The organism is uncultured Marinobacter sp. (genome assembly GCF_947259545.1).
Taxonomy (GTDB): domain Bacteria; phylum Pseudomonadota; class Gammaproteobacteria; order Pseudomonadales; family Oleiphilaceae; genus Marinobacter.
On record NZ_CAMYMK010000007.1, the window covers coordinates 558969 to 571714 of the forward strand.

The 12746-nt window shown below is 57.1% G+C and carries 10 protein-coding genes, 1 tRNA gene and 1 pseudogene; 6 read left to right on the forward strand and 6 right to left on the reverse strand.

The window, feature by feature from the left end:
• Nucleotides 1-74: 74 nt before the first annotated feature.
• Entirely contained in the window at nucleotides 75-800 is a 726-nt protein-coding gene (locus Q0Y21_RS10330) for a TetR family transcriptional regulator C-terminal domain-containing protein (protein WP_297794692.1), read from the reverse strand.
• A 173-nt stretch (nucleotides 801-973) separates the two neighbouring features.
• Nucleotides 974-1576 carry a DUF924 family protein gene (locus Q0Y21_RS10335; protein WP_297794695.1) on the reverse strand — a complete coding sequence of 201 codons (603 nt, stop codon included), beginning with the start codon at nucleotides 1574-1576 and terminating at the stop codon, nucleotides 974-976.
• A gap of 85 nt (nucleotides 1577-1661) precedes the next feature.
• Between Q0Y21_RS10335 and Q0Y21_RS10340 the strand changes: the two genes are divergently transcribed.
• From Q0Y21_RS10340 to Q0Y21_RS10350, 3 genes are all read left to right on the forward strand, one after another.
• A complete protein-coding gene (locus Q0Y21_RS10340; RefSeq protein WP_297794698.1) occupies nucleotides 1662-2030 on the forward strand; it encodes a CbiX/SirB N-terminal domain-containing protein in 369 nt (122 codons plus the stop codon).
• 41 nt (nucleotides 2031-2071) lie between these two features.
• On the forward strand, nucleotides 2072-2974 hold the full coding sequence (locus tag Q0Y21_RS10345; RefSeq protein WP_297794700.1) for a TIGR01777 family oxidoreductase: 903 nt from the start codon (nucleotides 2072-2074) through the stop codon (nucleotides 2972-2974).
• Nucleotides 2975-3090: 116 nt separating this feature from the next.
• Nucleotides 3091-3166, forward strand: a tRNA-Glu gene (locus tag Q0Y21_RS10350).
• A 52-nt stretch (nucleotides 3167-3218) separates the two neighbouring features.
• Here Q0Y21_RS10350 and ccoM read toward each other — a convergent pair.
• A pseudogene (gene ccoM / locus Q0Y21_RS10355) lies at nucleotides 3219-3335 on the reverse strand (cytochrome c oxidase subunit CcoM); the annotation flags it as partial.
• 243 nt (nucleotides 3336-3578) lie between these two features.
• Between ccoM and Q0Y21_RS10360 the strand changes: the two are divergent.
• From Q0Y21_RS10360 to pta, 3 genes are read left to right on the forward strand one after another with little or no spacing between them, the layout of a single operon-like run.
• On the forward strand, nucleotides 3579-5996 hold the full coding sequence (locus tag Q0Y21_RS10360) for an EAL domain-containing protein (protein ID WP_297794706.1): 2418 nt from the start codon (nucleotides 3579-3581) through the stop codon (nucleotides 5994-5996).
• A 23-nt stretch (nucleotides 5997-6019) separates the two neighbouring features.
• Nucleotides 6020-7216 (forward strand): acetate kinase, encoded by a 1197-nt coding sequence (locus tag Q0Y21_RS10365; protein ID WP_297794708.1) that lies wholly within the window; start codon nucleotides 6020-6022, stop codon nucleotides 7214-7216.
• A 27-nt stretch (nucleotides 7217-7243) separates the two neighbouring features.
• Nucleotides 7244-9397, forward strand: a complete 2154-nt coding sequence (gene pta / locus Q0Y21_RS10370; protein WP_297794711.1) for a phosphate acetyltransferase — start codon at nucleotides 7244-7246, stop codon at nucleotides 9395-9397.
• Between the two features lie 15 nt (nucleotides 9398-9412).
• Here the strand turns inward: pta and der are convergent, their stop codons facing one another.
• From der to Q0Y21_RS10385, 3 genes are read right to left on the reverse strand one after another with little or no spacing between them, the layout of a single operon-like run.
• The gene (gene der, locus Q0Y21_RS10375) at nucleotides 9413-10834 is read right to left on the reverse strand and encodes a ribosome biogenesis GTPase Der (RefSeq protein ID WP_297794714.1); all 1422 of its coding nucleotides are present in this window, start codon (nucleotides 10832-10834) and stop codon (nucleotides 9413-9415) included.
• Between the two features lie 55 nt (nucleotides 10835-10889).
• Nucleotides 10890-12062: an outer membrane protein assembly factor BamB gene (bamB, locus tag Q0Y21_RS10380; RefSeq protein WP_297794716.1), complete on the reverse strand. Its 1173-nt coding sequence runs from the start codon at nucleotides 12060-12062 to the stop codon at nucleotides 10890-10892.
• Entirely contained in the window at nucleotides 12062-12718 is a 657-nt protein-coding gene (locus tag Q0Y21_RS10385; RefSeq protein ID WP_297794718.1) for a tetratricopeptide repeat protein, read from the reverse strand. The genes bamB and Q0Y21_RS10385 overlap by 1 nt, the downstream gene beginning before the upstream one ends.
• Nucleotides 12719-12746 lie beyond the last annotated feature (28 nt).

The following is a 12746-nucleotide window of genomic DNA, read 5'->3' on the forward strand; positions in this document are numbered from 1 at the left end:
AACAGGGAAAATCGGGAGGTCCGTCAAATCGTACGTTTTTTATACAAATCACCACATACAGCGACGTCCGGCCTCTATACTCCCAGGATCATGCAAATGATCCTGTGAACCGACTGCTCCAGGGCTTTTGCGTCCGCCACTCTCCGGTTCAACAAGGTATCGTATCCAAGGCCAAGCACCACGTTGACCAGCAACGAAGCATCCCTGGCGGGCGCCGGCGAGTCGAGTCTGTGAAGAATCTGCTCCAGGCCGGCTGTCCAGGCACTGCGATAGGTCCGCGCCAGGTCCGCCAACCTTTCGTCCCGCAGCGATTCCATCAGGAATACCTGTTCTGCCAGTACCTGCTCCCGTCGTTCGGAGAACTGTTGCGTCAGGTACGCCGTGGTGATCGACGTCAGGCGACCTGCCAATTCAAGGCGCCCTTGACCACCGCGATGAAGCGTATCTTCCGGAATGTTGTCGAGTACCAGATTTATGGTGTCATAGAAACGACTGAGGTCCTCCCGGGCCTTTTCCGCAAACAGCATGAAAGAATCACTGATCAGCTCGTTGATGTCGCGGAAATAGTAGGTCGTCGACGCCAGCGGCACCCTGGCTTCACGGGCAACGGCCCGATGTTTGATTCCCCGCAAACCGTCCCGGGCTGCGATGCGCAGGGTAGCCTCAAGAATCTGCAGGCGCCGGAACTCGCTTTTCGCCCGCGCGGCCTTACGCCCGCTGTAGTGTATCGATTCCCGCAAGGATCGATCCTCGGGAAGTTCGCCCGATTTCCATAGACTCAGTACCGGTGCGTGCCCCATGGTTGCCACCTTTTTTCGTCATCCTGACGCCCGGCGCGAGCCGGTCGCATGGCGGGATTACCCCGATGTTTTGTTACATTTTGTAAATGGTGACGGAAATCGGGGTCACAAACGTTGACGGAGTCGACATTTTTAGCGGACAAATTGTGCTTGGGGGCTCGGCCAAAAAAACATTATTGACCGAAACGACGCCCCTTCTGCAGATATTCCTCTTCCGCGGGGGTGGAAGGACGTTTGAGCGCTGAGTTGCGATGGGGAAAGCGGCCAAACTCGCCAATAATCTCCCGGTGATCGTGTGCTGCCTGCACAAAGCTCTCCATGAACTCGCCCAGGATGCCGTCGACGGACGCAGCCAGTTGTTCGTAGCATTCAACGGACAGGTCCTGATCCTCAGGGCGTTCCGAGTGCTGCAGCGGCATATACAGAAAGGCTCTCTGCACCGGCGGCAACATCATATCCTGGCCTTTATTCATGGCCTGCCTGGTCAGTATTCTTGCGGTTTTGTCATGCTCGTAAGCAAGCGCACTGCCACGGTAGATATTCCGGGAAAACTGATCCAGCAAAATGATCTCCGCCAGTGCGCCCCCCGCCTGCTTCCTCCAGTGCGCAAGGCCACTCTCGGAGGCAAACAATACAAGGGACAGGAATCGGTAACGGATTTCCTGATCAAACCTGCGGTCAGAGCGGAACCACCGATCACGATGAAAGCGGTCAGGTAATCCCTCCTCGTCAAGTTCACCGAACCAGAAATCCAGAATGTCATTCCAATCGAACATATAAAGCTACACCCCCACGCCAGTCAGGAGCCCTATCCTGCTACACTTTATGACATTGGGGCCAGTACTGTTTACAGGAGAGATCATGCCCGACGAACACCGGATTATTCTTCTTGCACACGGCAGCAGCGACAAGCGCTGGTGCGACACCTTCGAACAATTGGCCGCACCAACCGTCAGTTCGGTCCCAGGCTCCCGTATTGCCTACATGGAACTGGCCACGCCCTCCATGGAACAGGTGGTCGAGCAGGGCGTGAATGAAGGCGTCCGTAACTTTACCGTCGTCCCCCTTTTTCTGGCCGCCGGGCGCCACCTCCGCAAGGATGTACCGGCCATGATCCGGTCGCTGGAGGAAAACCACGGCATTTCCATCCATCTCGCACCACCAATCGGAGAAAATCCCCAACTTGGTGAAGCCATTCGCGATGTGGTTACTCAGGGATTGGCGAAATAAACAGGTCCGGCACTCAGGGACCGCGATAAGGGAGTTATCCAATGAGCCATCGTATTCTAGTCACGGGAGGCACCGGATTCATCGGTCAGGTGCTGTGCCCGAAACTGATCGCCAAGGGCTACAGCCTGACGGTGCTCAGCCGCCAGGGTGAGACAGACGTTCGGGCCGCCTGCGGCCGGGTGGAGGCGATTTCAAACCTGGATCTGCTGAAAGGGCACCCTGGCTTTGACGGCATCATCAATCTGGCCGGCGAAGGCATCGCGGACAAACGCTGGAGCCACCAGCGCAAACAGGCGCTGAGGGATAGCCGCATTGGCCTGACCCGCCAACTGGTGTCCGTGGTCAAAAGCTGGGGCGTCAAACCCGGGGTACTGGTTTCAGGATCGGCGGTGGGGTTCTACGGCAACCAGGAAGGCATCCGTGTTACCGAAGACACCCCTCCAAACGACGAGTTTACCCATCGTCTCTGTAGAGACTGGGAAGCTGAAGCGGTAAAACTTGAGGCAGAAGGCGTCCGGGTCTGTCTGTCCCGAACCGGCGTGGTCGCAGGTCCTGGGGGCGGCTTCCTCCAACGCATGCTGTTACCGTTCCGCCTCGGCCTCGGTGGGCGCCTGGGGAGCGGAGATCAGTACATGCCATGGGTTCACCGGGACGATGTCGTTGCGGCACTGATTTTCATGCTGGAATCTGAGAATGCAACCGGCCCTTATAATGTGGTCAGCCCCAATCCAGTGACCAACCGGGACTTCACCCGCTGCCTGGCCAGGGTCCTCAAAAGGCCAGCCATTTTCCCGGCGCCCGCACCGGTGCTGAAACTGGCCCTGGGTGAAATGTCCCGTCTCCTGTTAACCGGACAACAGGCCATTCCACAACGGCTGATGCAACAGGACTTCCAGTTTACCTATCCCGACTTAACGGAAGCATTGAAGGACTGCGTCCGATGAATTCATTGCCCGCATGGAGCCAAAATGTAACTTTTTTGGAAAAACTGTTTGACAGCGAATAAAGCCTTACTTAATATACGCGCCACCTCGACGAGGCAAGTCAGTAAGAACGTTGCGTCCCCTTCGTCTAGTGGCCTAGGACTCCGCCCTTTCACGGCGGCAACAGGGGTTCGAACCCCCTAGGGGACGCCAATTTTTACCGACTCTAAACAGTCTTTCCGGACTGGTGAGTACCCCCTTTTAAACCCTTTCCGCTGTGGCGCTTGGCATCCTTCATCACGAAGATCCCTACACCCACAAAAAAAGCCAAAATCAGCAATACTGTCAAAATCCCGGCAATCACAACCGCGTCCATATACATAATCCGATCTCCCTTAATCATTTCACCTGATTAGCCTCAGATTACGCGTTACACGCGGATGCCTTATTGACCTGAATCAAACCAACGGACACCACGCATTCTTTTTAAAAGCCGGAACCACACCACATTTCTCCAGGGTTTTCCTTTATCAACAAGGCACTTGAGACGAACTGCTGCTATAGTCCTCAGGATAAGGAACCGTTCGTCCCACGAATACCTCGTCAGGGTGGCTGAAGTAACGACATGCAGAAACTGTCGACACGTCTCCAACGTTTTCGAACGGGCTCTCCCCTGTCGTTCCGGCTACTCGCCTGGATACTTCTCTTCAGCTCTGCGTTCACACTGATTGCCTCTGCCATACAACTCTATTCTGACTACAGCAAAGATCTTCTGCGAATCGACAACCGCATGAATGTGGTAGAAACCGGTTACGCCTCCAGCCTTGCCCGCAGCCTGTGGGCATTGGACCAGAAACTGCTCCAGACCCAAATGGAAGGTATTCTCAGCCTTCCGGACATTGTCCACCTGAGACTCCGCATTGAGCCCGATTCAGAACTGGTCATGGGCAAAGTGCCGCCGGACGCACGAACCACCTCCCACAGCTTTGAGCTCATCCACCAGGGGGATGAAATGTTCAAGCTCGGAGAACTGACCGTGACCGCGGACCTTGACCGCGTGTACGGCGAAATGAAACGAAAGGTCGGGGTTATCCTCATCACCCAGTTCTTCAAAACATTTCTGGTTTCCATTCTTATTATCTGGATTTTCCAGTATTTCGTGGCCCGCCACCTTTCCACCATGGCGAACTATGCCCGCCATTTTTCACTGACCAATCTTGCCGAACCACTCAAGCTTGATCGGCCGGACACCCCGTTGAACCGCAGGGACGAGCTGGCTCAGGTCACCGATGCCATTAACCAGATGCGTGACCGATTGAATGAGGATGTCGCCCGCCAGGAACGGGATGCCGCGCAAATCCGGAAGTTCTCCAAGGCCCTTGAGCAGAGCCCCTCGTCAGTGCTGATCTGTGACCGCCAATGGCGCATTGAATTTGCCAACCAGAAATTCACCCAGCTGACCGGCCATGACGCCAAAGACATCATCGGCAAACACCCCGGCGCCATCTCCGATAACACGACGGACCACAGGGAAACACGGCACATGTGGCAATCCATTCGTCTTCAGGTCCAGCGGGTTGGCGTCTGGCAAGGGGAAGTCAACAGCGTGCGGCGCAATGGCGAGCGTTTCTGGGAACAGCTGATAGTAACGCCCATCAAGAACTCCAAGGGTGAAGCAACAGGCTATCTCATTCTTGGTGAAGACATCAGCATCCGTAAACGGTACGAGCAGCAACTGCTACGCCAGGCCAACTATGACATCCTCACCGGTCTGCCAAACCGGATGCTTGCCCTTGATCGCCTGAAGCTGGCGCTTGCCCAGGCCAGACGGGAAAATTCACTGGTTGGCGTCATGTTTCTGGACCTCGATAACTTCAAGCATATCAATGACACCATGGGGCACGATGCCGGCGACAACCTGTTGATCGAGGCGGCCCGCCGTATTTCCAGCTGCCTCCGTGGCACCAGCACGGTTGCCCGACTTGGCGGCGATGAATTTCTGGTGATCCTGCCAGGGCTGACGGGCGCCGACGCCACATCCCAGGTGGCAGAGCGGATACTGAAGACCTTCGAACCAGCCTACCTGCTCAGCAATCAGGAAGTCTTTGTTACGACCAGTATTGGCATCGCGATTTTCCCGACCGACTCGGATAACAGTGGCACCCTGCTGCAACACGCTGACGCTGCCATGTACCAGGCCAAGCACCGGGGCAAGAGCTCCTACTCCCATTTTGTCCCCGAGATGACAGAAGTGTCTCACGACCGGCTGCAGATGGAATCCCGAATGCGCCGCGCACTGGAGCAGAACGAATTCGAACTCTACTTCCAGCCTATCGTCCAGACAGACACTGGCGCCCTTTCCTCCGCGGAGGCACTGATTCGATGGAACAATGCCAGCATGGGCATGGTTATGCCGGATCGCTTCATCCCGCTGGCCGAAGAAACCGGGCTGATCATTCCTATTGGTGAATGGGTGCTCCATGAGGCTTGTCACAAGGCCATGAGATGGCGTGAAATCACTGGCACCAAAGTCGGTGTCTCGGTTAATGTATCCCCTCGCCAGTTCCGTGACCCAAGCTTCAGCAACACTGTCCTGAACGCACTCGAAGCCAGCGGCCTCGAGGCCGAATGCCTTGAGCTGGAAATCACAGAGCGACTGATACTCGATAACACCATTGAAACCGCAGAGATCCTGAAGCACCTGGACCATGCCGGAATCCGACTTTCGGTGGACGATTTCGGCACAGGATACTCCGCCCTGAGCTATCTCAAGAGCTACCCCTTCGATACCCTGAAAATTGACAAATCCTTTGTCCAGGATGTCCTCAAGGAGCAGGACGACGCATCCCTGGTCAGGGCCATCATTAACATGGCCCACAGCCTCGGGTTGAGGGTCATCGCCGAGGGGGTGGAAGAAGAAGAACAGACCCACTTCCTGCAGCGTGAAGGTTGTGACTACTCCCAGGGTTATTTCTATAGCCGTCCGATGCCGGAAGAAGAATTCGAAAAGTGGCTAAGCACCAATCATCGCGCTAAAGCCTGACACGTACCAGAACGGACCCACCCATGTCAGACACCATACTTGTTGTAAACTGTGGCAGCTCTTCCCTGAAAGTTGCCCTGTTTGATCTTAACCTCAATCAACTGACGTCGGCACTGGCCGAAAGACTTGGCAAACAGGATGCTTTCGCCAGCGTTCCGGGCTATTCCGGGGACATTCCACTAGCAGGCGAAGGCGGACATCGGGAAGCCTTTCAGGCCATCGTATCGACATTCCGGGATCTCAATCTGCTGACCTCACCTCCTGTGGCCATTGGTCATCGCGTGGTGCACGGCGGAGAGACCTTCCGCGAGGCCGCGCTGATAAACGATGACGTCCGGCGGGCCATTGAGGAATGCGCAGGCCTGGCCCCGCTTCACAACCCGGTTAACCTCACAGGCATAGAAGCCACCACCGAACTGTTCCCTGAGGCCCCTCAGGTGGCGGTGTTCGATACCGCCTTCCACCAGACACTGCCGCGGCACGCCTATCTATATGCGGTACCATACCGGTTCTACCGCGACTGGGGTGTTCGCCGGTACGGTTTCCACGGCACCAGTCACAACTTCATGGCCACGGAAGCAGCCCGCCTACTGGGTAAGGTACCGGGTGAAACGTCCATCATCTCGGCGCACCTGGGCAACGGTTGCAGCATCACTGCCATCCGCGATGGCCGCAGTGTGGATACCAGTATGGGGCTCACTCCACTCGAAGGTCTGGTAATGGGCACCCGTAGTGGTGACATCGACCCCGGGCTGTTCGATTTCCTGAAAACCAAGGAGATCAGCGCCGAGGACCTCCACCGGATTCTCAATAACGAAAGCGGCTTATTGGGGCTCTCGGAAAAGACCAATGACATGAGAACGCTCAGCGAACTGGCCGAACAGGGCCATGAACCCTCCCTTGTGGCCATTGAGGTGTTCTGCTTTCGCCTGGCACGGTACATCAGTGCGATGATGGCCTCACTCAGTGAGCTGGACGCCCTGGTATTCACCGGTGGGATCGGGGAAAACAGCGCCATGGTCAGGATCAGAACCCTCAGCCATCTCAAACTGGCCGGTTTCGCCATTGAGCCTTCCCTCAATCAGCAGCACGGTAAGCAAACGAATGGCCGTATCGACCGGGAGGACAGCCGTTTCAAGGTGATGGTCATTCCGACCAACGAAGAACGGGTCATCGCCAGCGAAGCCCTGCAAACCAGCGGCGCCATTCGCCAACGTTGAATACGCAACACCTGCAAGGAAATCTGTATGGCAAAGAACCTGTTTATAGCGCCGACCTCTATGGATTCAGGCCTGACATCCGTTTGCCTTGGCCTGCTCAGGGCTTTGGAGCGGGTAGGCGTCAGCGTCGGCTTCTACAAGCCGTTCAGCCAGTCGGTCCATGAGGGAGAGTCCCACCATAACGATGGCAAGGATCCCTCGGTGGCCTTTGTGCGGGCGCGCAGCCACCTCGAGCCACCGGCGCCCATGAGCCTCAGGGAAGCGCAACAGCTACTGAACAAGGGCAAGGCTGATCTGTTGATGGAGACCGTCGTTGGGGAATATCAGAAGGTCGCCACGACCGTTGATGTTGTCATAATTGAAGGCCTGGTACCGGACAGGAGCGAAGCCTACATCGCCCGACTGAACGTGGAGCTCGCGCGCAACCTGGGTTCGGAAGTTGTGCTGGTGAGTACACCAAAGAATTCGACGGCGGAAGAGCTGGACGAAGAACTGGATTTCTCGTCACGCCTGTTTGCAAACCCTTCGGATCCCGATGTGATCGGCATCATCCTGAACAAAGTGGGGGAACCTGAAAAATCCGACTTCACACCCCGGGTCAATTCACAGCCAGCCATCACCCCGATCGATTTCCAGAATGACTGCAAGGTGTTCGCCGAAGGGCGATTCCGGTTACTGGCATGCATTCCCTGGCAGCCGGAACTGCTGGCCGTTCGGGTGTCGGACATTGCCAGGGAAATGCAGGTATCGGTGCTGCACGAGGGCCAGATGCAATCCCGCAGGGTCCAGAATGTCTCAGTATGTGCACGCACCATCAGGAACATGATCGATACCCTGAAACCGGGTACGCTGATGGTGACGCCCGGTGACCGGGAAGATGTCATTGTGACCACGGCAGTGGCGGCACTTAACGGGGTTCCGCTGGCGGGACTGATGCTTACCGGCGGCCTGATGCCCGATGACCGGGTGGTCGACCTGTGCCGACGAGCCCTGGATACCGGACTGCCGGTGCTCCGTACGGAAACCAATACCTACGAGACGGCCCACCGCCTTGCTAACCTGTCAGCGGCCATTCCGATTGACGACCCCGATCGCATCGAGAAAGCGATGGAAGCAGTCGCTATCCGGGTGGATACCGACTGGCTCCAGGAACACCTGAAGGTTCAACGCCAGAGCCGACTTTCGCCCCCTGCCTTCCGTTACCTGCTGTCCCAGCGCTCGAGAGCCGCGGCGAAGCGCATCGTGCTGCCGGAAGGCAACGAACCCAGAACCGTCGAGGCGGCGATCATCTGCCACCAGCGGGGGCTGGCACACTGCGTCCTGATCGGCGCCCCCGGTGAGATAGAGAACGTCGCGCAATCCCGGGGGCTGACCCTGCCCGACGACATCGAGATCATTGATCCCGCCAAGGTTCGCGACCAGTACATTCAACCGATGGTGGACCTCCGCAAGCACAAGGGCCTGGCCCCCGACATGGCTGAAGCCATGCTCGAGGACAATGTCGTGCTCGGCACCATGATGGTGGCCATGGACGAAGCCGATGGGTTGGTGTCAGGCGCCATCCACACCACCGCGAACACCGTGCGCCCTGCCCTCCAGCTGATCAAGACTCACGACGAAGCCAAAGTGGTATCGTCCGTCTTCTTTATGCTGTTGCCCCAGCAGGTCGTGGTCTACGGCGACTGTGCGATCAACCCCGACCCGAACGCCGAGGAGCTGGCAGACATTGCCATTCAGAGTGCCCAGTCAGCAGAAGCGTTTGGTATTGAGCCTGTGGTGGCGATGATCAGCTACAGTACCGGAGAATCCGGCAGCGGTCAGGACGTGGAGAAAGTGAGGGAAGCGACCCGCATTGCCCGGGAACGCCGTCCGGATCTGCTGATCGACGGTCCGTTGCAATACGATGCGGCGGCCATCGAGAGCGTTGCAAAGAGCAAGGCACCGAACAGCAAGGTAGCCGGTCGCGCAACGGTGTTTATCTTCCCGGATCTGAACACCGGCAATACCACTTATAAAGCGGTGCAGCGCAGTGCAAATGTGGTGAGTATCGGCCCGATGCTTCAGGGTCTGAGAAAGCCGGTCAATGACCTGTCACGGGGGGCGTTGGTGGAGGATATCGTCTTTACCATCGCCATTACGGCGGTTCAGGCAAAGCAGGTTGAGAACGCGGGGCTGGCTTGACAGCCCCGTCGTCTTTTACCGTTTCTTGCTCTTCATCCGCTGTTTCTTCGGACGACGGCCAGCTTTCAGGTCGTTGTCTTTCTTCACCTTCTGGCGCGGCGTCAGGCGATCAACCTTGCCTGCGAAGGGGTTCTCACTGGAGCGGAACTCAAAGCGGATCGGTGACCCAGTAACATTTAGCACCTTGCGGAAGGTGTTTTCCAGGTAGCGTTTGTAGGAGCCGGGAAGTGCATCCGTCTGGTTACCATGAACCACGATAACCGGTGGATTCGAGCCGCCCTGGTGCGCGTAACGCAGCTTGATACGCCGACCCTGAACCATCGGCGGCTGGTGTTGCGCGATGGCGTCCTGAAGGATGGCGGTGAGCCGGTTGGTTGGCCACTTCGCCATCGCCGATTCGTAACAGGCCTGCACAGATTCATACATCACGCCGACGCCTGAACCGTGCAGCGCTGAGATATAATGCTTGTCCGCATAGTCCAGGAAGTCGAGCCGACGCCGAACCTGTTCCTTCACGCGCGCGCGCTCCTCAGGATCCATACCATCCCATTTGTTCACTGCAATCACCAGTGACCGGCCGGCATCCAGCACAAACCCGATCAGATGCAGGTCCTGGTCCACCAGTCCTTCCCGGGCATCGATGACGAGGAGCACCACATGGGCATCCTCAATGGCCTTCAGGGTCTTGATAATGGAAAACTTCTCGACCACTTCCCGGACGTTCTTGCGGCGGCGAACCCCGGCGGTATCAATCAGCGTGTACTGACTGCCCTGGCGCTCATAGGGGATATAAACACTGTCACGCGTGGTGCCCGGCATGTCGTAAACCACAACCCGGTCCTCACCCAGCATGCGGTTGACCAGGGTCGACTTGCCCACATTCGGACGTCCTACCACCCCAATGCGGATACCCGGATAACGTTCGGCGCGATCCTGCTCTTCCCGATCTTCTTCCGAAGGAAGCAGGCTTTCAAGCAGAGACCGTATGCCACGGTTGTGGGACGCGGCAATCTGAAACGTTGATTCAAATCCCAGGCTGTAAAAGTCGGCCGCTGCAATGTCCGGGTCCTGGCCATCGGTTTTATTGACGACCAGGTGCGCCTGCTTGCCGGTCTTGCGGAGATTATTGGCAATCAGCTCATCACCGCTGGTCAGGCCGGCTCGGCCGTCCACCAGGAACAAAACAATGTCCGCTTCCTCAACTGCCTGAAGGGACTGGCGCGCCATTTCCGCATCCAGCCCCTCCTCATCCCCGGTCAGGCCGCCGGTATCGATTACGATAAACCGCTGGCCCTCATAGGTGCCCTCACCGTACTTACGGTCACGGGTCAGCCCGGGGAAATCCGCAACCAGCGCATCCCGGGACCGCGTCATCTGATTGAAAAGTGTCGATTTACCAACGTTTGGACGACCGACAAGGGCAATTACAGGGATCATATAGTTTCGCTACAAAAGATTGACCGGGCCCTCGTGGGCCCGGAGAAGGACGCGCTCAATCGCGTTCCTTGAGTTCAAAAACGGTCATCTTACCGCTATTTCCATAGACCAGCAGATTACCGTTACGCAGCCGCTGGGCCGGCACGCGCAGGCCGTCATCGTCAAATTCCAGCTGTCCCTGCAGTGAACCGTCCTCCAGGGACATTATGTGAATGTACCCCTCGAAGTCACCCACGAGCAGGTAGTCATCGTAGACAACCGGCTGGGTAGTCTGGCGCCAGGACAACCGATCCTGGGTCCACAGTTCACGACGGTCAGATCCCCGAAAGGCCCTGATATCTCCATTCGCAGAGGACACATAGATGCTACCGGCGCCGACCATCGGGGAGTGCAGACTCGATGCCTCGCGGCTCCAGATTTCGTCACCGTTGCGCAAATTCACCAGGGCCAACTTGCCCTGATAGCCAACAACCAGTGCCGCGTTCTCCAGAATCAGGGGCTGACTGGTCACATCCACCAGACGTTCAAGCTCCGTGCGCCCTTTCGGCTGGCCCACCTCATATTGCCAGACCGGCTGGCCACTATCCGCAGCCAATCCAAGCAATTTGCCATTGGCAAAACCGGCCAGTACCAATTCACTACCAACCAATGGCGGAGCTGCCGCCCGCATGGACAAAACGGGTACCACGCTGTCGTATTGCCAGGCCTTTTCGCCGTTCTTCGTGTCGAATGACAACACCTTGCCGTCCGTAGTCTGAACGACAACGATTGTTCCATTGGACTGCGGTGTGGCCAGAACCTCATTTGGAAGCGGCGTGTCCCACAGCACCTCCCCGTCTTCTCGGGACAGGGCCATAAGACGGGCATCACGAGTCACCAGATAGAGCTGTTCCCGGTCACCACCAACGCCGGCGAATACCTGGGCATCCACTTCCCTGTACCAGACAACCTTTCCATTGCCTGACTCAACAGCATATACCTCACCGTCTGCCGAAGCAGCGTAGAGCAAGTCGCCCGTATTCAGCGGCGCCAGATAAAGAAACTGATCCACATGTCCGTCGCCAACGTGCATGGTCCAGACCGGCTCGAGCTCAACTGTGTCCTCTATGTCAGGCACCGGCGCCGGTTCTTCAAACGGCTCTTTGGTGCTGCACCCGGCAAAAACAAACACCAACGCAGCAAGAGTAGCAAGGCGCACAAGCGATGACCCACTAGGCAAGCCGGGCATCAGGCACCCCCCTGCACACCAAGGTCAGACAGCTTCAGTTCCAGAACACCGCTGCGACCCTGCTGGCTTTGTTCCCTGGCAGCCAGATAGGCTTCGCGAGCACCGTCACGGTCGCCCTTGGCCAGCAGGATGTCACCTCTGAGCTCGGAATAGATGGCGGCGAAAGACTCATTGGTACCGGCACTCTCAAGGGTGCTCAGCGCTTTGTCATACTGCTCCGCAGCAAACTGTGCCCGGGCCAGACGACTGCGAATGATATAAGACAGACCACTGCCGTCCTCCACGTTTTCGCTGGCCCACTCCAGGGACGCAATGGCGGACTCGGTATCACCCTCATCATGCAGCTGCTGACGGGCAAGAATAAGCATTCCGTAGGCGGCATAAGCGCTGTCCGGGTACTCTTCCTGAAGTTTGTTGGCAACGAACGCTACCGTTTCACCACGATTCTCATCGGACTGGTCACTGTATGCGTTCAGCAAGTTGGCAAACTGATTGGCGGCTTCAGTGCGTTGCTGCATCTGATGGTTCTGCCAGGCCTGCCAGCCAAACACGATCGCCAGCGCAGCACCGATACCGATCAGTAGGGAACTGCCGTTCTTCTTCCACCAGTCCTTGATCGCCTGAATCTGTTCTTCCTCGGTACGCATTTCGGCCATGATGACTCCTGTAGTCAGCTTTTTGTAA